General features: G+C 66.5%; 22 protein-coding genes. 19 read left to right on the top strand and 3 right to left on the bottom strand.

Going from position 1 to position 17903, the window contains the following annotated elements:
• Positions 1-576: 576 nt before the first annotated feature.
• Positions 577-1626 carry an IS110 family RNA-guided transposase gene (locus tag ABLE43_RS12220; protein WP_155178521.1) on the bottom strand — a complete coding sequence of 350 codons (1050 nt, stop codon included), beginning with the start codon at positions 1624-1626 and terminating at the stop codon, positions 577-579.
• A gap of 206 nt (positions 1627-1832) precedes the next feature.
• Between ABLE43_RS12220 and ABLE43_RS12215 the strand changes: the two genes are divergently transcribed.
• Positions 1833-2132, top strand: coding sequence for a DUF736 domain-containing protein (locus ABLE43_RS12215; protein ID WP_155178523.1), 300 nt, complete (start codon positions 1833-1835; stop codon positions 2130-2132).
• A gap of 291 nt (positions 2133-2423) precedes the next feature.
• A complete protein-coding gene (locus ABLE43_RS12210) occupies positions 2424-3266 on the top strand; it encodes a DUF932 domain-containing protein (protein WP_155178525.1) in 843 nt (280 codons plus the stop codon).
• A 155-nt stretch (positions 3267-3421) separates the two neighbouring features.
• On the opposite strand, the gene ABLE43_RS12205 is transcribed toward ABLE43_RS12210, so the two are convergent.
• The gene (locus ABLE43_RS12205; protein ID WP_155178529.1) at positions 3422-3649 is read right to left on the bottom strand and encodes a helix-turn-helix domain-containing protein; all 228 of its coding nucleotides are present in this window, start codon (positions 3647-3649) and stop codon (positions 3422-3424) included.
• Positions 3650-3795: 146 nt separating this feature from the next.
• Here ABLE43_RS12205 and ABLE43_RS12200 point away from each other — a divergent pair, with 146 nt between their 5' ends.
• From ABLE43_RS12200 to ABLE43_RS12150, 11 genes are all read left to right on the top strand, one after another.
• Entirely contained in the window at positions 3796-4083 is a 288-nt protein-coding gene (locus tag ABLE43_RS12200) for a DNA -binding domain-containing protein (protein ID WP_425475268.1), read from the top strand.
• Between the two features lie 146 nt (positions 4084-4229).
• The gene (locus tag ABLE43_RS12195; RefSeq protein WP_155178531.1) at positions 4230-4451 is read left to right on the top strand and encodes a transcriptional regulator domain-containing protein; all 222 of its coding nucleotides are present in this window, start codon (positions 4230-4232) and stop codon (positions 4449-4451) included.
• 31 nt (positions 4452-4482) lie between these two features.
• Entirely contained in the window at positions 4483-5013 is a 531-nt protein-coding gene (locus ABLE43_RS12190) for a DUF2285 domain-containing protein (protein ID WP_230461248.1), read from the top strand.
• A 128-nt stretch (positions 5014-5141) separates the two neighbouring features.
• Positions 5142-5408: a helix-turn-helix transcriptional regulator gene (locus ABLE43_RS12185; protein WP_155178533.1), complete on the top strand. Its 267-nt coding sequence runs from the start codon at positions 5142-5144 to the stop codon at positions 5406-5408.
• Positions 5405-5911 (top strand): DUF2840 domain-containing protein, encoded by a 507-nt coding sequence (locus ABLE43_RS12180; RefSeq protein WP_155178535.1) that lies wholly within the window; start codon positions 5405-5407, stop codon positions 5909-5911. The genes ABLE43_RS12185 and ABLE43_RS12180 overlap by 4 nt, the downstream gene beginning before the upstream one ends.
• Positions 5908-6465, top strand: a complete 558-nt coding sequence (locus ABLE43_RS12175; protein WP_155178537.1) for a S26 family signal peptidase — start codon at positions 5908-5910, stop codon at positions 6463-6465. Before ABLE43_RS12180 ends, ABLE43_RS12175 begins: the two co-directional genes overlap by 4 nt.
• Positions 6466-6500: 35 nt before the next feature.
• Positions 6501-6833 (top strand): DUF736 domain-containing protein, encoded by a 333-nt coding sequence (locus ABLE43_RS12170; protein WP_155178539.1) that lies wholly within the window; start codon positions 6501-6503, stop codon positions 6831-6833.
• Positions 6834-7023: 190 nt separating this feature from the next.
• Positions 7024-7749, top strand: coding sequence for a lytic transglycosylase domain-containing protein (locus tag ABLE43_RS12165; protein ID WP_425475267.1), 726 nt, complete (start codon positions 7024-7026; stop codon positions 7747-7749).
• 238 nt (positions 7750-7987) lie between these two features.
• Positions 7988-9745, top strand: a complete 1758-nt coding sequence (locus ABLE43_RS12160) for a relaxase/mobilization nuclease domain-containing protein (protein ID WP_155178543.1) — start codon at positions 7988-7990, stop codon at positions 9743-9745.
• A 15-nt stretch (positions 9746-9760) separates the two neighbouring features.
• Positions 9761-11740, top strand: a complete 1980-nt coding sequence (locus ABLE43_RS12155) for a conjugal transfer protein TraG (RefSeq protein WP_155178545.1) — start codon at positions 9761-9763, stop codon at positions 11738-11740.
• A gap of 9 nt (positions 11741-11749) precedes the next feature.
• Positions 11750-12235 (top strand): ribbon-helix-helix domain-containing protein, encoded by a 486-nt coding sequence (locus ABLE43_RS12150; protein WP_230461249.1) that lies wholly within the window; start codon positions 11750-11752, stop codon positions 12233-12235.
• On the opposite strand, the gene ABLE43_RS12145 is transcribed toward ABLE43_RS12150, so the two are convergent.
• Complete coding sequence (locus ABLE43_RS12145) at positions 12151-12582, bottom strand: hypothetical protein (RefSeq protein WP_155178547.1); 432 nt, start codon at positions 12580-12582, stop codon at positions 12151-12153. The two genes, ABLE43_RS12150 and ABLE43_RS12145, sit on opposite strands and share 85 nt — an antisense overlap.
• A gap of 174 nt (positions 12583-12756) precedes the next feature.
• Here ABLE43_RS12145 and trbB point away from each other — a divergent pair, with 174 nt between their 5' ends.
• The 6 genes from trbB to trbK-alt are packed head-to-tail and all read left to right on the top strand — an operon-like array spanning position 12757 to position 17902.
• Positions 12757-13743 (top strand): P-type conjugative transfer ATPase TrbB, encoded by a 987-nt coding sequence (trbB, locus tag ABLE43_RS12140; protein WP_155178549.1) that lies wholly within the window; start codon positions 12757-12759, stop codon positions 13741-13743.
• Positions 13740-14072 carry a TrbC/VirB2 family type IV secretion system protein gene (locus ABLE43_RS12135; RefSeq protein ID WP_155178551.1) on the top strand — a complete coding sequence of 111 codons (333 nt, stop codon included), beginning with the start codon at positions 13740-13742 and terminating at the stop codon, positions 14070-14072. Before trbB ends, ABLE43_RS12135 begins: the two co-directional genes overlap by 4 nt.
• Positions 14072-14353 (top strand): VirB3 family type IV secretion system protein, encoded by a 282-nt coding sequence (locus ABLE43_RS12130; protein WP_155178553.1) that lies wholly within the window; start codon positions 14072-14074, stop codon positions 14351-14353. Before ABLE43_RS12135 ends, ABLE43_RS12130 begins: the two co-directional genes overlap by 1 nt.
• On the top strand, positions 14350-16839 hold the full coding sequence (gene trbE / locus ABLE43_RS12125; RefSeq protein WP_155178555.1) for a conjugal transfer protein TrbE: 2490 nt from the start codon (positions 14350-14352) through the stop codon (positions 16837-16839). Before ABLE43_RS12130 ends, trbE begins: the two co-directional genes overlap by 4 nt.
• On the top strand, positions 16836-17594 hold the full coding sequence (trbJ, locus tag ABLE43_RS12120) for a P-type conjugative transfer protein TrbJ (protein ID WP_348978720.1): 759 nt from the start codon (positions 16836-16838) through the stop codon (positions 17592-17594). The genes trbE and trbJ overlap by 4 nt, the downstream gene beginning before the upstream one ends.
• A gap of 5 nt (positions 17595-17599) precedes the next feature.
• Positions 17600-17902 carry a putative entry exclusion protein TrbK-alt gene (gene trbK-alt, locus ABLE43_RS12115; protein WP_155178558.1) on the top strand — a complete coding sequence of 101 codons (303 nt, stop codon included), beginning with the start codon at positions 17600-17602 and terminating at the stop codon, positions 17900-17902.
• Position 17903 lies beyond the last annotated feature (1 nt).

The raw sequence follows: 17903 nt of genomic DNA, 5'->3' as shown, positions 1-17903 counted from the left end.
TTGGATGGTCGGGAAGCTTCATCATCGCCAGCAGGCAACCATTACCGCGCGGCGTAGATGGACAGTCATCCATATTTTCGGTTCAATTCGTCGGCTCGCGCGATAGGAGGATTTCGTCAGAGGTCCGGCTAGCCTTCACCCTCGATGAGAGGGCCGATGATCCGTCTATGCATCGCGTTTCTTCATCGGCACGACCACGCGGCCTCTCGATTAGCTTGATCTAACCGGGGCCGGCTTCGCCTTGCTCGGCCTGGCGCAACGCCGCCGCGCGACTTTTTTCCGCCGCCTTCGGCTTTGCATCGCGAAACATATGTGGACGCCCCTATCGGGAGAAGATGCAGTTTTCGAGCAGGAGCAAGAAACGGTCGGGTGCTTCCATATGTCCGGCCTCTGCGAGGCGGCGCATCTGGCCGCGGGCCCTGATGAAGTCCGCGGATCCTGGTCCCTATCAAAAAAACGCGCTCGGATGGCGCAGCTTCGCGAACGGGTTGTCCTGATCCAGCGGATTGACCGACTTGCATCATACTCTCTGGTGCCCCCTCCCGAACTGTTGTGAGGCTCAGCCTCGAAAGGCGATCAGATCGCGGCCGGCGCCGGCGTCACGATGCTGTTGCTGAAGGCGCGCTTGCGCATGAGCACCGCCCACGCGATGCGCGCCAGCTTGTTGGCCAGCGCTACGGTGACGAGCCTCGCCGGCTTCTTCTCCAGCAGCCCGCGCACCCAGTCGAGGAGCGGTCCCGGGCAGTTAATCCGTGCCGATCGAATGATCGCGGTCGAACCGACCACCAGCAGGGTGCGCAGATATTTGTTGCCGGCCTTGGTGATCCTGCCGAGCCGCTCCTTGTTGCCGGACGAGCTCTGTCGTGGCGTCAGCCCGAGCCATGCCGCCATGCCGCGACCGGAGTCGAACTGCGCGGCATCGTTGATTGTGGCGGCCAGCGCCGTCGCCGTCACCAAGCCGATACCGGGGATCGTGGCGAGCCGGCGGCTGTCCTCGTTGGCGCGATGCCAGGCGAGCATCTCGGCATCGAGCGTCGCGATCTGCTCTTCAAGCGCTTCGAGCTGGCCGATGTGCACCGCGACCACCGCACGGGCATAGGCCGGGATCGTCTCGGCCGACCGTGAACCATGAACACGCTCGATCAGCTCGGGCAGCCGCTTGATCCCCTTGGGTACGATGATGCCCAGCTCGGCCATGTGCGCCCTCAGCGCGTTGACGATCATCGTCCGGTGCTTGACCAGCATCATCCGCGTCTTGTGCAGCATGAGGGCCTCCTGCTGCTCGACCGTCTTGACCGGAACGAAGCGCATCGTCGGCCGCGTGACGGCTTCGCAGATCGCCTCGGCATCGAGCGCGTCGTTCTTCCCGCGCTTCAGATACGGCTTCACATAGACCGGCGGCATCAACTTCACCTCATGCCCAAGCTCTTCGAGCTGGCGCGCCCAATGATGCGCGGTGGAGCACGCCTCGATGCCGACGAGGCAAGGCGGAAGGCCTGCAAAGAACGGCACCACCTCATCCCGGCGTATCTTCTTGCGATTTACTACCTTGCCCTCCGAGTCGACCACGTGGGCCTGAAAGACGTTCTTTGCGATATCGAATCCGACCGTAAGAAATGTAGACATACAAAGCTCCTGCTCGAAAAGAGGCTTTGCCCAACCTGCCATAAATGTCCGGCTGGGTGGGGCGTCCACATCATCAAAAAAAGCCGCGCGTCGCCATCCTCCGCTGCGCTCCGGCCGCAAGCGGTGCGCGTCCGATCATCCCCGCTTCACCGATCGCCATCGAGGCCGCGGCGGTCGTGGCCCGAGCGAGAGAAAGGAACTTCGACATGGCGACCATCGGCACCTTCACCCAAGCGGCCAACGGTTCTTTCGCCGGAACCATCAAGACCCTCACCCTCAACGCCAAGGCGACCCTTCGCCCGGTCGAAAAAGAAGGCGACAAGTCTCCCGACTTCCGCCTCGCGGTCGGCTCGATCGACTGCGGCGCGGGATGGCAGAAGACCAGCCGCGAAAAGCGCGACTACATCTCGGTCAAGCTGGACGATCCGAGCTTCCCGGCACCGATCTACGCCACCCTGAGCGAGACCGACACCGCCGGCGAATATGCGATGATCTGGTCCCGCTGACCCGAGACGGCGCCCCGCTCCCATCGGAGCGGGGCGCCTTCGTGTGTTTGTCTCCCCCCTGACAATGCGGACGGGCCATGAGGCCCGGCGTTGTGGTGAGGTGCTTGGGGCGCTGCCCCTGGCGCCCTTCGGATCGGCTTCCGCCCAGCTTCCTCCACGCGGCGAACCGCGTTCCGTGCAGCCGGTTCCCCGCGAAGCCGCCCGCTCCGGTTGCACCCCCGGTCTCGCCGACGGGCAGGGTTTCAGCGCGGCGCTCCGCTGCGCGGAAACCCAAGCCCAAGGAGTTCAGCCATGTATCATCAGCTTGCCACCCGGTTCGGCCGCAACGCCCACCAGATCAGCGGCAGGGAGCCGCTCGACAACGAGGCGCTCTATCGCCACGTCCCGTCCATCTTTGCCCGCGAGGCGCACGACAGCCGGTCGGAGCGCTACGTCTATGTCCCGACCATCGACATCGTGGAGGGATTGCGCCGGGAAGGATGGTTTCCGTTCTTCGCCGTGCAGTCCGTGCCGCGCGACGGCAGCCGCCACGGCCACGCCAAGCACATGCTGCGCCTGCGCCGTGACGACGGTATCGGCAAGCCGGAGGCTGCCGAAGTCATCATCGTCAACAGCCATGACGGGACCAGCGCCTATCAGATGTTCGCCGGAATGCTGCGCTTCGTCTGCACCAACAGCATGATCGCGGGCGAGCGGTTCGAGGAAGTCCGCGTGCCGCACAAGGGCAATATCGAGCACGACATTATCGAGGGCGTTTACACCGTTGCCGAGGACTTCCCCCGGCTGATCAACGCCAGCGAGTCGATGAAGGCGATCCGGCTGTCCGAGGACGAGCGACGCTTGCTCGGTGAGGTCAGCCTTGTCGCTCGCTATGGCGAGGACGAAAGCCCGCTGCGTCCCGAACAGATCATCGAGCCCCGCCGCCGCGAGGATGTGAGCGACAGTCTGTGGGCCACGTTCAATGTGATACAGGAGAATGTCATTCGGGGTGGGTTGCAGGGCCGCAAGCGCAATGCCGAGGGCCGCATCCGCCGCGCGCAGACCCGCGCGATCAACGGCATCGATCAGAATGTGACGCTCAATCGCGCCCTCTGGACCTTGGCCGAGGGAATGCAGCGCCTCAAGGCGGCTTGACCGCTCGCCGCCGCAGGGCCGGAACACCGGTCCTGCGGTTCCACCATTTCGCGCCGATCCGCCACGGCGGATCGGTGGCGACCGCGCGTCCCAAGATCCGCGCGGTCGCAATCGCGCTCGCCGGGCTGACGCCCGGCTCGCAATGCAGATGAAGGTTAGTCGGTCTCGGAGATGTCGGTCTCGGCGACCAGTTCGGCCGGCGTTGCGCCAAGTGCCGAGGCCAGGTGAAACAAGGTGACGACGGTCGGATTGCGTCGGCCGCGTTCCAGATCGCTGACATATTGTTGAGTAAAGCCGGATGTTTCGGCAAAGCGCTCCTGGGTAAAGCCCTTCTCCTTTCTCAGCCTGGCAAAGTTCAATCCCACGAGGCGCCGCATGTCCATGCGCGGCAAACTGGACGATACACCTTATTCGGTTTATCCCATATAAGGTGTATCCGTTGATCGGCGCGTGTCATCGCTGCGATCGGTGCATTCAACGATGCAGGACTTGCGCGTAGCCCAGCGATGTATTTCGACTAGATTGGCAAATGGGGACGGGCGCCATGAGCACATGCCGATTCAAAGATCGCGTGCCGGATTCGGCGAAGGTCACGGCCTATGACGAGAGTCATGCGCGGGACTATCTGCGCCTGCTCGATGCCGATGCCGAAGGCGCCAACTGGCGCGACGTTGCCGCGACGATCTTCGGCATCGATGCCGCGATCGAGCCCGAACGGGCGAAGGTCATGCACGCCAGCCACCTCGCGCGCGCAAGGTGGATGACCGAGGTCGGATATGCGCATCTGCTTGGTGCGGAGCCGCCGTTAAATCGTTAATATTTCGTCCGATTTGGTGACGATTAAGCCGCCGATCCCGCCGCGCGACAGGCATGGTTGTGCGCAACCTTTGCGCTATCTGGGGGCGATTGCGACGTCATCATGACATCCTTGAAGTATGTGCGATACGCACATGGGAGGATGCCATGCCGACGCCCCCGAGGCGTCGCCAGCGGCGCGCCGACGGTCTATCCGGCGCGCTCGGGCGCGCTGATCTCGCTGCCGAATTCCTGCGAAGGAACCACACCTATCGCGCCGAACATGCGCAGATGCAGCACAGCATCGCCAGCGGCGCCGTCGCGAGGAACGCCGCCGAGGCGGCGTTCGCACGGCGCTGGGGGTTGTCCTTTCGCGACGGCGCCGGATGACCTGTCAGAGCCGGTCGCCTGGCGTCCGGAATTGACCGCCGTCACGGTCATTCTGGACGCAGCACCGGAGGAATTTGAGACCGCGGCCCCGGCCGATCCGCGCGCGCTCGGCGCGCTGCTTGCCGACCATGCCGGGATCGACGGACGCCATGTCATCGTGGCCGACGCAGCGGGCGAGCATCGGCTTTGGCTCCGCGCGGTGACGCCCGGCCAGCCGCTGGCCGCCGTCATCCCGCTCGACAAGGATTTCATCACGCGCATCGCGAGCCTGCTGCGTTTCCACCGCCGTCTGCTCGGGCGCGCGCCGGGGCCATTGCCGCGCGGCTGGCCGCTCACCGCCTACCGGCTTATGCGGCTCGACCTGATGCTTCGTGCGTTCGACCTGCGAAGCGCCGGCGCGACTTACCGCGAGATCGCAGCCGAGCTGGGGCGCGACGATGCGACCCGATTATCGGCGAGCGACTGGAAGATGTCGGCTTCACGTTCGTTCGTCGTGCGCCTGGTCCGCGACGCGACCGCCTTCGTCAATGGCGATTACCGCAAGCTCTTACGCATCCGCTGATTCCTGATCCTCTGTAGCCTTTGCGAGGGGTGGTCGCATCCGCGCAGCCGCACATCTTCATACCCCACCCGTTCGCTTCCAGCCTGTCATTTACGCCTCCTGCCGCCACCGCCCGCAGGAGCCATCACTTGTCCGATACGCCCACCAACCTGCCGCCCCGCTTCCTGCGCACACCGGAAGCCGCGCGCTTTCTCGGCCTCTCCGGCCGGACCCTTGAGAAGCACCGCTATTTCGGCACCGGCCCCGCCTACCGCCGGATCGGCGGTCGCGTCGTCTATTCGGTCGATGACCTGCGGGCCTGGGCCGACATCGGCACCAAGCATTCGACCTCCGATCCGGGCCAGGACGACCTCATGCCGCGCGCGGACTCGGCCATCGCCCGGAGTCGGCGATGAGCGTCCCTCCGTCACCCATGCGTCACCGCGTGCCGTCCGATGACGGCATGACTCGTGTTGAACTGACCTGGATCGAGAAGCGGATCGAGCACTGGATCAGGTTCGGCCGCGTCGCCGTGGACGAGATCGTCGATCGCCGCCGCCGCATCGTCCGCTTCCGGCCCGGCGCGATCTTCGCGTTCGTCCGCTGGGCGGCGAACGACTACGGCACGGTTATCTCGCGCATCGACATCCTGCGCGCGGTCGGCGCGGACGAGCCGTTCACGACGTTGCCGTTCGTGCGGCCCGGCGGCGACATCCTGCTCAAGATCGAGGGCTGGCCCAAAGTGAGTCAGGTTCTCGCAGCGATCGACGCGACTGAAGCGGCCGGCGTCGATCCCTGCGACGCCGCGCCCGACCATTGGCGGCACGTCCACAACCGCATCGCCGCCGGACAAGCCCCGCGCTCCTACACGCTGGAGCGTCATCGCGCCTGGCTCAAGCGCCGGGAGATCGAGGGATGACGCGCCGCTTCTATCTCCGCGCGACAGCCTCCGTCGCCTCAGCGTTCGTCCTATCGTTCGCTGCCATCGCGCTCACCGATCCGCTTCCGCGCGTCATCTGGAACGCCAGTGCGAGCGCGCCCCTCGGCCTTTACCGCATACGGCCCGACAGCGATCCGCCCGTTGGCCCGCTTGTCGCCGTCGCGCCGCCCGAGCGGCTCGGCCGCTGGATGGCAGAGCGCGGCTATCTCGGCCGCGACGTGCCGCTGTTAAAGCATGTCGCGGCCAAGGCGGGACAGCGCGTTTGCCGGGTCGGCGCGACGATCAGCGTGGATGGGCGGGCGGTTGCCGTCGCCCTGATCCGTGACCGGATCGGCCGTCCGCTGCCCGCGTGGCAAGGTTGCCGCATGCTCGCCGCCGGTGAGCTGCTGCTGCTCAATCCCGATCATCCCGACAGCCTGGACGGGCGCTATTTCGGGCCGCTGCCGGCCTCGACCGTGCTCGGCCGCGCGATCCCGATCCTCACCCGAGACACCCCCGGAGCGCCGCTGACCTGGCGTGCCGCCCGGCCCTGACCCGCATCCAACCCGCCAAACGAAAGGACATTCCCATGCAGATCGGCAGCTTTTTCCGCACCGCCAACGGCTATGAAGGCATCATCGAGACAGCGACGCTCGACATCCGCATCTCAATCGTTCCCGCCGACCCGACCGACGCCGAAAAGGCGCCGGACTGGCGCGTCCACCGCGGCGATAGCGAAGGCCCGGAGATCGGCGCGGGCTGGAACGAGACCGGCGAACGCGCCGGAGATTACGTCTCGCTGCGCATCGACGACCCCGCGTTCGCGCAGCCGATCCGCGCCGCGCTGTTCCAGAACACGGGCGACAAATCGGTCTGGTCGCTGCGCTGGAACCGCCAGCCAAAGTCGCGCGAGCAGGACTGAGCCGGTGCGATCCCTGTTCATCCCTTTGTTCGCGGGAAAGCCGTCTCATCCCTTCGTCCCGCTCGGCCCAAGGCCGGCCAGCGCGCGCAGCGGAGGTCAAGGGCGGCCAAAGGCCGGCGCTTGGCGCGAACCCTTTACCGCAGAGAGCACGCTGGCAGGCTGGCGGCGAAGCGGAGTCGGATCGGTCATATTGATTGCCGCCGTCCTGCTGTCCGGTGGCGCTGCACCGGGAACGGCCTGGGCGCAAGAAGCGCCCGTTGCCGCCCCGGCCGCAGCACATCCCTATGCCGGTCATGTCGCCGACGCCGCGCGGCGGTTCGGGATTCCCGAGGCGTGGATATGGGCGGTCATGCGCGTCGAAAGCCGGGGCAATTCGCGCGCCGTCTCGCGGGCTGGCGCGATGGGACTGATGCAGATCATGCCCGCGACTTGGGGCACGATGCGCGCCCGTTACGGTCTCGGTCCCGATCCGTTCGACGTGCGCGACAACATCATGGCGGGCGCGGCCTATCTGCGCGAGATGCACGACCGCTACGGCAACGCGAGCGCGATGCTGGCGGCCTATAATGCGGGACCGGGGCGCTACGACGACTATTTGTCGCGCGGCCGTCCGCTGCCCGCCGAGACGGTCGGCTACCTCGCCCAGTTCACGGCCGTAGTCGGCGCGCCGGGAGCGGTCGAAACAGCGGTGAGTGCGCCGCCGGACCGCTTCGCGTGGCGTCGTGCGGCGCTATTCGTCCGCATCACAGGCAGCGGGTCCGCGCCGTCTGCCGCGCAATCGGACGACACGTCCGATGCGCCAGGATCAGTCGCGGCACGCCCTACCGAAGCGCAAGGAAGTGCTGTTCCTTCGTCGCCGGAAACGCAGGCGGACACGCTGTTCGTCCCCCGCGCCCGCGCGGGCCGACCGCAATGATTTCCCCTCGGTTCAGATGGTCCACCGGATTCAGGGAAGCGATCGGGAGGGCAGGAAACAGGGGGGAGGTGCGAGGGCAAGATACAAGCCGCACCCCGTTTCGCCGAAATGCCGAGGCTTTTCCGTGGCTTCACATGGGGGCGTCGGTCGGCGCGCGTGCCGCGCGGAAGGGAAAAGCCAGTCAAATCAACGCCTCCAATGGCACCATCGGCCATTTTCGGCGGAAAACGGCCCGGCCATGAGCGAGGATCGCGAGTTCCGCGTCCGGCCCGGCAAGGCCAAGCGCAGCTCGGCGGGAAGCCGTAACGCGCGGGGCCTGGTCGCCGAGGTGCTGCGCGTCGCCGCGATGAGCGGCGGGGGCCAGCGTGGCGGCTGGGGCGGATCGCGTCGGCGCGGCCAATCGAGCTTCGGCAAGGGCCGCACAGCTTTCGCACGCAGTCGCCTGTTCGGCTCGGGCCGGCGCGTGCTGGTGAAGGCGCTCCCCGTCCGTCATCGCATCAGCGGCCGGCGCATGGCGCCGTTGTCTGCGCACATCGCTTATCTGAAGCGCGAAGGCGTGACCCGCGACGGCTCGCCGACACGCATGTTCGACGCCGAGTCCGATCGCGCCGACGATCGCGGGTTCGCCGAACGCTGCAAGGACGACCGGCATCATTTCCGCATCATCGTTTCGCCCGAGGACGCCGCCGACCTCACCGATCTTCGCGAATACACCCGCGATCTCGTGCGCCAGATGGAGGCGGACCTGGGGACGCGGCTCGATTGGATCGCGGTCGATCACTGGAACACTGACAATCCGCACGTCCATCTGCTCGTGCGCGGCGTCACCGACCAGGGCGCGGATCTCGTCATGGCGCGCGACTATATCAGCCACGGTCTGCGTTCTCGCGCCGAGGAACTGGCCTTCGCCGAGCTGGGGCCGAAGCCCGAGCATGAAATCAGCCGGGCGCTCGACCGCGAGGTGACGGCCGAGCGTTGGACCCGGCTCGACACCGAGATTGGCCGCGCGGCCGACGAGCTGGGCGTGATCGACCTGCGCCCCGAACGGCCCGGCCTGAACGATCCGCAGCTCCGCCGCTTGATGGTCGGACGGTTGCAGCATCTGGAGACGATGGGCCTCGCCGCCGAGGGAGAGCCAGGCCAATGGGCGGTGGCCGAAGGCGCGCAATCCAGGCTGCGCGAGCTCGCCGCGCGCGGTGACATCATCCGCACGATCGGCCAGGCCCTCAAGGATCAGGGACAGGATCGACCGCTCGACAGCTATGCCGTCGTGAGCGGCGCACCTGAGAAGCCGATCGCCGGCCGGTTGATCGACAAGGGATTGCACGATGAACTTACCGGCGCGGCCTATGCCGTGATCGACGGCACGGACGGCCGCACCCACCATGTCCGGCTACCGGGGATCGAGGCGCTGGAACAAAGCCCGGCGCTCGGCGGGATCGTCGAGTTGCGCGCGATCGGCAAGGCGGGCGAGGCCAAGCCGACCCTGATCCTCGCCACGCGGTCGGACCTGGACCTATCCGCGCAGGTGAAGGCCCCCGGCGCGACCTGGCTCGATCATCGGCTGATCGAGCGCGGCGCCGGCGTTGGAGACGCCGGGTTCGGCGCCGAGGTGCGCCGGGCGATGAATGCCCGAACCGATCATCTCGTCCGCGAGGGGCTGGCGCGCCGCTATGGCGAACGCACCGTGTTCGAGCGCGGGCTGATCGACACGCTGCGCCGCCGCGAGCTGGATGCGGTCGGGGCGAAGATCGCCGGAGAAACCGGCCTGGCTTACCGGCCCACGCAGGCCGGCGAGAAGGTTGCGGGCGTCGTCCGCCAGCGCCTTGCCCTCGCGTCGGGTCGCTTCGCCATGATCGACAACGGATTGGGCTTCCGCCTCGTGCCTTGGGCCAGCGCCCTCGAACAGCAACTCGGCCGTCAGGTGTCCGGCATCGTCCGCGACGGCGGCGGGCTCGACCTGATGGTGGGCCGCAAGCGCGGCCTCGGCATCTGAACAAGGAGACATTCCATGCCTGCTACCAAAATCCTGTGGGGCCAGATCATCGCGGTGTTCTTTATCGTGCTGACCGCGATCTGGAGCGCGACGCAATGGACGGCAACGGCGTTGGCGTATCAGCCCGAGCTTGGTGAACCCTGGTTCGTGGCGCTCGGCTGGCCCGTCTATCCGCCATACGCCTTTTTCTGGTGGTGGTTTAGTTTCGACGCCTATGCGCCCGACATCTTCCAGACCGGCGCGTTCATCGCCGCGTCGGGTGGGTTCGGGTCCATCGCTGTCGCCATCGCCATGTCGGTCTGGCGGGCGCGCGAGGCGAGGAACGCCGAGACCTATGGCTCGGCGCGCTGGGCGACCGAGGAGGAGGTGCGCGCGGCCGGACTGCTCGGCGGCGACGGCGTTGTGATTGGAAAGCTGGGCCGCGCCTATCTCCGCCACGACGGCCCCGAGCATGTGCTATGCTACGCCCCGACCCGAAGCGGCAAGGGCGTCGGCCTCGTGGTGCCCTCGCTTTTGACCTGGCCGGCGTCGGCGATCGTCCACGACATCAAGGGCGAGAACTGGACATTGACCGCCGGCTTTCGTGCGAAGCATGGCCGTATCCTGTTGTTCGACCCGACCAACGCCGCATCGGATGCCTATAATCCGCTGCTGGAAGTTCGCCGCGGTGAACGGGAAGTGCGCGACGTACAGAATGTCGCCGATGTGCTGGTCGATCCCGAAGGCAGTCTCGAGCGCCGCAATCACTGGGAGAAGACCTCGCATTCGTTGCTGGTCGGCGCGATCCTCCACGTCCTCTACGCCGAGCCGGACAAGACGCTGGCCGGCGTGGCCTCGTTTCTCTCCGATCCATCGCGCACAATCGAGCAGACGCTGGCGGCGATGATGGCGACGCCGCATCTGGGCGAAGCCGGGGTGCATCCGGTCGTCGCCAGCGCGGCGCGCGAACTGCTGAACAAATCCGACAACGAGCGATCGGGGGTACTCAGCACCGCCATGTCGTTCCTCGGGCTATATCGCGATCCCGTGGTCGCCCAGGTCACGCGCGCCTGCCACTGGCGCGTCATGGATCTGATCGCAGGCGAACAGCCGACGACGCTCTACTTCGTCATTCCCCCCAGCGACATCTCGCGGACCAAACCGCTGATCCGTCTGATGCTCAACCAGATCGGGCGACGGTTGACGGAGGAACTGCCGAGCGGCGCGAAGCGTCACCGCCTGCTCCTGATGCTCGACGAGTTCCCGGCGCTGGGGAGGCTCGATTTTTTCGAGAGCGCGCTGGCGTTCATGGCCGGCTATGGGCTGAAATCCTTCCTGATCGCGCAGTCGCTGAATCAGATTGAGAAAGCCTATGGGCAGGACAACGCGATCCTCGATAACTGCCACGTCCGGGTGAGCTTCGCGACGAACAACGAGCGGACGGGAGAGCGCGTGTCGAAGGCGCTCGGCACCAAGACCGAGATGCGGGCGATGAAGAACTATGCCGGGCACAGGCTTTCGCCCTGGCTCGGACATCTGATGGTGTCGCGCTCCGAAACCGCCCGTCAACTTTTGACTCAGGGCGAGGTCATGCAGCTCCCGCCCGATGAAGAAATCGTCATGGTGTCGGGCGTCCATCCGATCCGCGCGAAGAAGGCGGCCTATTACATCGATCCCCGGCTCGCCGAACGAATCTTGCCGCCGCCCGATCCGATCGCGTCGCAGCATCGGGAGGTCCGTCCCGATGACTGGACGGGGCGCACAGCCATCGTCGATCCCGCCGATGTGGCGCGGATTGTTCGCGCCCAGGAGGACGTCGCGAATGGCGGGCTGCGCCGCGAGCCCGAACTGCCCGAGCATGTCGCCATAGCGCCCGAGACGCCGCCGCCCGCGCAGGAGTTTTCGATCGTGGACGATGAGCCCGACGACGACGCGCGGCAGGCAGCCGTGCGACGCCGGATGCAAGGTATTGCGCGGCAGGCGTCGCTCGACCCCGGCGACGGTATCGAGCTGTAGGCTGCGATCATGCGCGTCCGACTCAATGTCTATTTCCCGCCCACGCTCGCCAAGCAGGTCGACGAGCTAGCGATCCGGCGACGTATCTCGCGATCGGCGATCGTCGAGGCGGCAGTGGCTTCCTATCTGTCGCCGGATGGCGCCGATCGCATGGAGGCGGCGTTCGCTCGCCGGCTCGACCGGCTGTCGCGCCAAGTGCAGCGGTTGGAGCGGAATACCGGCCTTTCGACCGAGGCGCTGGCGCTGTTCGTGCGGTTCTGGCTGTCCGTGACACCGCCGCTCCCCGACGAGGATCAGGCGGCCGCACAGGTGAAGGGCCGGAAGCGCTACGAAGGTTTCATCGAAACGCTCGGTCGGCGCTATGCCAGCGGCAAGAGCCTGCTCGACGAAATCGGACGGGATATTGCGCCTCAGGATGACAGCACGATGGACAGAACCAGCGATAGCACGCCGAGCGCAAGCGAGATTCCTCCGAGCCATGCCGATAGGCGATAGCCGGGGTCGATGTGCTTGAAAGGAATGACTGCCAATTCCCAAAACTTGGCCCGCCGGATCGTCAAATCCAGTTCCGGCTGTTCGTCCTCGGTGCGTCCCTGCAAATCGATCCAGCCAGCCCAATCCACGACAACTTTGTCGGCGGGCAGATTCACCGAATATCTGATGATCCGATAGATGCGGTGCTTTCCGGACGTGATAGCGACCCAATGGCCGTGCGTTGCTCTCCTGTCTGATTTCGAACTGAGATGACTGTGGCGGACCACGATCCAGCCCATCGCTAACTCGACCTTATCCGCAAATTTTGCGGGGGAGATTCTCCCAAACTGACCACTTGCGATTCGCATGAACTCTCCCTGATGATCAACAAGGCGAACTATACCTTCCTCGCCTTCTGCAAGTTTCTGCCGCCGCCTTTACTACGCCGCAACCTAACTGTTGCAGCGGCTGAATTTCTGGCTCTCTTGATGTGCTCCTGACGCCGGGCGGCGGTTCGCCCGGTCCATTGCAGGGGCCAAGTCTTGACCGTCCAGCCAACCCAATCCGAGGCGAGATCACGCGGCGCGCGGATGCTGCGCACGGCGCTTGGGAATTCGATCGCCGCGTGGTTGGACGACCCCGCCGTCATCGAAGTGATGCTGAACCCCGATGGCCGGCTCTGGCTCGATCGGCTCGGCGAAGGGGTCAGCGACACGGGTTTGTCGCTGGCGGCGGCGGACGGCGAGCGCATCGTTCGCCTGGTCGCGCACCACGTCGGCGTCGAGGTTCATGCCCGGTCTCCGCGCGTCTCGGCCGAGCTGCCCGAAGGCGGTGAGCGGTTCGAGGGGCTGCTGCCGCCCGTCGTCACCGCGCCGGCCTTCGCGATCCGCAAGCCCGCCGTCGCCGTCTTCACGCTCGATGATTATGCGGCGGCCGGGATCATGCGACCGGACGCGGCGATGGCGCTGCGTCAGGGTGTCGAAGCCCGCGCCAATATCCTCGTCGCGGGCGGGACCGGCAGTGGCAAGACCACGCTCGTCAATGCGCTGCTCGCCGAAGTCGCCAAGACCACTGACCGGATCGTCCTGATCGAAGACACGCGCGAGCTGCAATGCGCCGCGCCCAACCTCGTCGCCATGCGGACCAAGGATGGCGTCGTCTCGCTGTCCGATCTCGTTCGCTCCTCGCTCCGCCTGCGGCCTGACCGCATCCCTATCGGCGAGGTGCGCGGCGCGGAGGCGCTCGACCTGCTCAAAGCCTGGGGCACCGGACATCCCGGCGGCATCGGGACGATCCACGCCGGCACCGCGCTCGGCGCGCTGCGGCGCATGGAACAGCTCATTCAGGAGGCCGTCGTGACGGTCCCTCGCGCGCTGCTCGCCGAGACCATCGACATCATCGCCGTGCTGGTCCGCGACGGACACGGCCGCCGCCTCGCCGAGCTGGCCCGCGTCGAGGGACTCGATCCCGCCACCGGCGACTACCGCCTCACGCCGCTGACCACCCCCCAACCCGGAGACCTGCCATGATCCATGTCCTTCGGCATGGCGCACGCCGCGCCATGCTTGCCGCCACCGCCAGCGTTATCGCGCTGAGCATGTCCGTTCCTGCCTACGCCGGCGGTTCGTCGATGCCGTGGGAAGCCCCGCTGCAAAGCATCCTCGAATCCATCGAGGGGCCGGTGGCGAAAATCGTCGCGGTTATCATCATCATCGTGACCGGCCTGACTTTGGCGTTCGGCGATACGAGCGGCGGCTTCCGTCGGTTGATCCAGATCGTGTTCGGCCTGTCGATCGCGTTCGCGGCCAGCTCCTTCTTCCTGTCGTTCTTCAGCTTCGGCGGCGGGGCGCTGGTCTGATGGAGAGCCCGGAGTCCTTTGGCTCGCCGATCGCGGGTTTCTATGCCCCCGTCCACCGGGCGCTGACCGAGCCGATCCTGCTCGGCGGGGCCCCGCGCTCGCTCGCCATCGTCAACGGGACGCTGGCGGGCGCGATCGGCCTCGGCCTACGCCTCTGGATCGCCGGGCTGGTCATCTGGGCCATCGGCCATGCGCTGTCCGTCTGGGCCGCCCGCCGCGATCCGCAATTCGTGGACGTGGCCCGCCGCCACCTCCGTTACCCGAGCTGGATGCGGCCATGATGAGCCTCAGCGAATATCGCAACAAGGCGGCGCATCTCGCCGACTTCCTGCCCTGGGCGGCGCTGGTCGGTGAAGGCGTCGTGCTCAACAAGGACGGGTCGTTCCAGCGCACCGCCCGATTCCGCGGCCCCGATCTGGACAGCGCGACGCCAGCCGAACTGGTGGCGACCACCTCGCGGCTCAACAATTCGCTTCGCCGGCTCGGTTCGGGCTGGGCGATCTTCGTCGAGGCGCAGCGCACCCCCGCGCTCGATTATCCCGAGGATGATTTTCCCGATCCCGTGTCGGCGCTGGTCGATATGGAACGGCGCGAACAGTTCCGCGAGGAAGGCGCGCATTTCGAGAGCGCCTATTATCTGACCCTGCTGTGGATGCCGCCCCCGGAAGAGGCCGCGCGGGCCGAAGGCTGGCTCTACGAGGGCCGGTCCACAGCCGGCGTCGATCCGTGGGAGCTGCTCAAGGGCTTCACCGACCGCAGCGACCGCGTGCTCAATCTCGTCGAAGGTTTCGTGCCCGAGGTCCGCTGGCTCGATGACGCCGAGACGCTGACTTACCTCCATTCGACGATCTCGACGCGCCGCCAACGTGTGCGTGTGCCCGAGACGCCGATGCACCTCGACGCGCTGCTGGCCGATGAGCCGCTGACGGGCGGTCTGGAGCCGCGCCTGGGCGACCATCATCTACGGACGCTGACGATCACGGGATTCCCGAGCGTCACATTCCCCGGCCTGCTCGACGAGCTGAACCGGCTCGCCTTCGAGTATCGCTGGTCGACCCGCGCGATGATGCTCGACAAGACCGATGCGACGAAGCTGCTGACCCGCATCCGCCGCCAATGGTTCGCCAAGCGCAAAAGCGTTGCAGCGATCCTCAAGGAAGTGATGACCAACGAGGCATCGACGCTGCTCGACAGCGACGCCTCGAACAAAGCGGCCGACGCCGACACCGCCTTGCAGGAGCTAGGCGCCGACTACGCCGGCATGGCCTATGTCACCGCCAGCGTGACGGTGTGGGACCGCGATCCCGCCATTGCCGCCGAGAAGCTGCGGCTGGTCGAGAAGGTCATTCAGGGCCGCGACTTCACCGTCATCCCCGAGGGTATGAACGCGATCGAGGCATGGCTGGGAAGCCTCCCTGGCCACACTTACGCCAACGTCCGCCAGCCCCCGATCTCCACCATCAATCTCGCCCACCTGATCCCCCTGTCAGCAGTATGGGCGGGGCCGGAGCGGGACGAGCATTTCGGCGCTCCCCCCTTGCTTTACGGCAAGACCGAAGGCTCGACCCCGTTCCGGTTTTCCCTTCACGTCGGCGATGTCGGTCACACCCTCATCGTCGGGCCGACCGGCTCCGGCAAATCGGTGCTGCTGGCGCTCATGGCGATGCAGTTCCGCCGCTACGAGAACACGCAGGTCTTCGCCTTCGACTTCGGCGGCAGCATCCGCGCCGCCGCGATCGGCATGGGCGGCGACTGGCAAGATCTCGGCGGGATGCTCGCCGACGAGGCCGGGGACGGCGTTCAACTCCAGCCGCTCGCCCATATCGACTCGCCCGAAGAACGCGCCTGGGCCGCCGAATGGCTGGCGGCGATCCTCGCATCCGAGAATGTGACCGTCGATCCGCAGGCCAAGGAGCATATCTGGTCGGCGCTGACATCGCTCGCCACCGCGCCGATCGCGGAACGGACTCTGACGGGGCTCGCCGTGCTGCTCCAGAGCCAGCAGCTCAAGCAGGCGCTCGCGCCCTGGTGCGTCGGCGGCGCATGGGGCCGGCTGCTCGACGCAGAGACCGAGCGGCTTGGTGAGGCCACCGTTCAGGTGTTCGAGACCGAAGGCTTGATGGAAAGCGGTGCGGCGCCCGCCGTCCTGTCCTACCTGTTTCACCGCATCGCGGGGCGGCTCGACGGAAGCCCGACGCTCATCATCATCGACGAAGGTTGGCTGGCGCTGGGATCGCCCGCGTTCGCCAAGCAGCTTTCGGAATGGCTGGTGACGCTGCGTAAGAAGAACGCCAGCGTCATCTTCGCCACCCAATCGCTCGCGCAGATCGAGGGCAGCACGATCGCGCCGGCCATCGTCGAGAGCTGCCCGACACGGATATTCCTGCCGAACGAACGCGCGGTCGAACCGCAGATCGCGGTGATCTACGAGCGGTTCGGGCTCAACGCCCGCCAGATCGAAATCCTCAGCCGGGCAACGCCCAAGCGCGACTACTACTGCCAGTCGCGGCGCGGCAACCGCCTGTTCGAGCTGGGGCTGGGCGAGGTCGCGCTGGCCTTCGCCGCCGCGTCTTCCAAGACCGATCAGCGCCGGATCGCGGAACTGGTGGAGGCGCACGGCGCATCCGCCTTCGCCGCTGAATGGCTGCGCCACCGCGGCTGCGCCTGGGCGGTCGAGCTTCTTCCCGAACCCGAACCCGATCCGCTGGCCGGAGGCCGGGAAGTTACCGGCCAGCTCCCCCTTGCCTTGAAGGACATGACCCCATGAAAACCTCCCTCCTGCGCCGCGCCATGCTGGCCGGTGCGATCGCCACGTCGAGCATGATCGGGATCACTGCCGCGACGCCGGCCCACGCCCAGTTCGGCGGCATCGTCTATGACCCGACGAACTACGCCCAAAATGTGCTGACGGCGGCTCGGTCGCTCCAGCAGATCAACAACCAGATTCAGCAAATCCAGCAAGCAGCGACGAGCCTCACCAACGAGGCGCGCAATCTCGCCTCGCTGCCTTTCAGTTCGCTCCAGCAGCTCCAACAGCAAGTGCAGCGCACCCAGCAGCTTCTCGGCGAGGCGCAGCGGATCGCCTACGACGTGCAAAACGTCCAGCAGGCGTTCAACGGGCGCTACAAGGGCGCCGCGCTCACCGGCACCCACGCGCAGATGATCGCCAACGCCAATGCGCGCTGGGAGGACAGCGTCGGCGCGTTCGAGGACGCGCTGCGCGTTCAGGCCGGCGTCGTGGGCAATATCGACGGCGCACGCACGGCGATGAACGGGCTGGTTTCGTCGAGCCAGTCCGCGACCGGCGCTCTCCAGGCAGCGCAGGCCGGCAACCAGCTTCTCGCCCTGCAATCGCAGCAGCTCGCCGACCTCACCGCTCTGGTCGCGGCACAGGGCCGGGCGCAGGCATTGGATTCTGCTCGCCGCACGGCGGCCGAAGCGGAGGGCCGCGAGCGGCGTCAGCGCTTCCTGACGCCGTCCACCGGCTATCAGCCGGGCAACGCGCGCATGTTCCACGACTGACCGTCATGGGCAGCAAACACCTCGCTCGGATCGGCGCGATCATCTTCGTCGCGATCGCGATCACGATGACCGCGATCGAAATGGCGCGCGTGCCGGAGCCGATCCGCGAGACGCCGGTGTCCGTCGCCGAAACCCCGGCGACGGACCCGCTGCTGATCGAGCTACGCCGTTGTCAGTCGCTTGGGGCTTCCGGCGCCAGCGATCCCGATTGCCTTCGCGCATGGGCGGAAAATCGCCGCCGCTTCCTCGCGCCTGGTGCGCGTCCCGCCGCGCGCATCGCCGATGGCGCGGCCCCACAGGAGAACTGAC

Source organism: Sphingomonas silueang (assembly GCF_040049155.1).
GTDB lineage: Bacteria > Pseudomonadota > Alphaproteobacteria > Sphingomonadales > Sphingomonadaceae > Sphingomonas > Sphingomonas silueang.
Note: the sequence above shows the minus strand (reverse complement) of the source record. Positions and strands in the feature narration are given on the sequence as shown.

What these genes read in the sequence shown, in the direction of transcription:
- ABLE43_RS12220 (WP_155178521.1), bottom strand. Translation starts at nt 1,626, where the DNA reads ATGTCTACATTTCTTACGGTCGGATTCGATATCGCAAAGAACGTCTTT.
- ABLE43_RS12215 (WP_155178523.1), top strand. Translation starts at nt 1,833, where the DNA reads ATGGCGACCATCGGCACCTTCACCCAAGCGGCCAACGGTTCTTTCGCC.
- ABLE43_RS12210 (WP_155178525.1), top strand. Translation starts at nt 2,424, where the DNA reads ATGTATCATCAGCTTGCCACCCGGTTCGGCCGCAACGCCCACCAGATC.
- ABLE43_RS12205 (WP_155178529.1), bottom strand. Translation starts at nt 3,649, where the DNA reads ATGGACATGCGGCGCCTCGTGGGATTGAACTTTGCCAGGCTGAGAAAG.
- ABLE43_RS12200 (WP_425475268.1), top strand. Translation starts at nt 3,796, where the DNA reads ATGGGGACGGGCGCCATGAGCACATGCCGATTCAAAGATCGCGTGCCG.
- ABLE43_RS12195 (WP_155178531.1), top strand. Translation starts at nt 4,230, where the DNA reads ATGCCGACGCCCCCGAGGCGTCGCCAGCGGCGCGCCGACGGTCTATCC.
- ABLE43_RS12180 (WP_155178535.1), top strand. Translation starts at nt 5,405, where the DNA reads ATGAGCGTCCCTCCGTCACCCATGCGTCACCGCGTGCCGTCCGATGAC.
- ABLE43_RS12175 (WP_155178537.1), top strand. Translation starts at nt 5,908, where the DNA reads ATGACGCGCCGCTTCTATCTCCGCGCGACAGCCTCCGTCGCCTCAGCG.
- ABLE43_RS12170 (WP_155178539.1), top strand. Translation starts at nt 6,501, where the DNA reads ATGCAGATCGGCAGCTTTTTCCGCACCGCCAACGGCTATGAAGGCATC.
- ABLE43_RS12160 (WP_155178543.1), top strand. Translation starts at nt 7,988, where the DNA reads ATGAGCGAGGATCGCGAGTTCCGCGTCCGGCCCGGCAAGGCCAAGCGC.
- ABLE43_RS12155 (WP_155178545.1), top strand. Translation starts at nt 9,761, where the DNA reads ATGCCTGCTACCAAAATCCTGTGGGGCCAGATCATCGCGGTGTTCTTT.
- ABLE43_RS12150 (WP_230461249.1), top strand. Translation starts at nt 11,750, where the DNA reads ATGCGCGTCCGACTCAATGTCTATTTCCCGCCCACGCTCGCCAAGCAG.
- ABLE43_RS12145 (WP_155178547.1), bottom strand. Translation starts at nt 12,582, where the DNA reads ATGCGAATCGCAAGTGGTCAGTTTGGGAGAATCTCCCCCGCAAAATTT.
- ABLE43_RS12135 (WP_155178551.1), top strand. Translation starts at nt 13,740, where the DNA reads ATGATCCATGTCCTTCGGCATGGCGCACGCCGCGCCATGCTTGCCGCC.
- ABLE43_RS12130 (WP_155178553.1), top strand. Translation starts at nt 14,072, where the DNA reads ATGGAGAGCCCGGAGTCCTTTGGCTCGCCGATCGCGGGTTTCTATGCC.
- trbE (WP_155178555.1), top strand. Translation starts at nt 14,350, where the DNA reads ATGATGAGCCTCAGCGAATATCGCAACAAGGCGGCGCATCTCGCCGAC.
- trbJ (WP_348978720.1), top strand. Translation starts at nt 16,836, where the DNA reads ATGAAAACCTCCCTCCTGCGCCGCGCCATGCTGGCCGGTGCGATCGCC.
- trbK-alt (WP_155178558.1), top strand. Translation starts at nt 17,600, where the DNA reads ATGGGCAGCAAACACCTCGCTCGGATCGGCGCGATCATCTTCGTCGCG.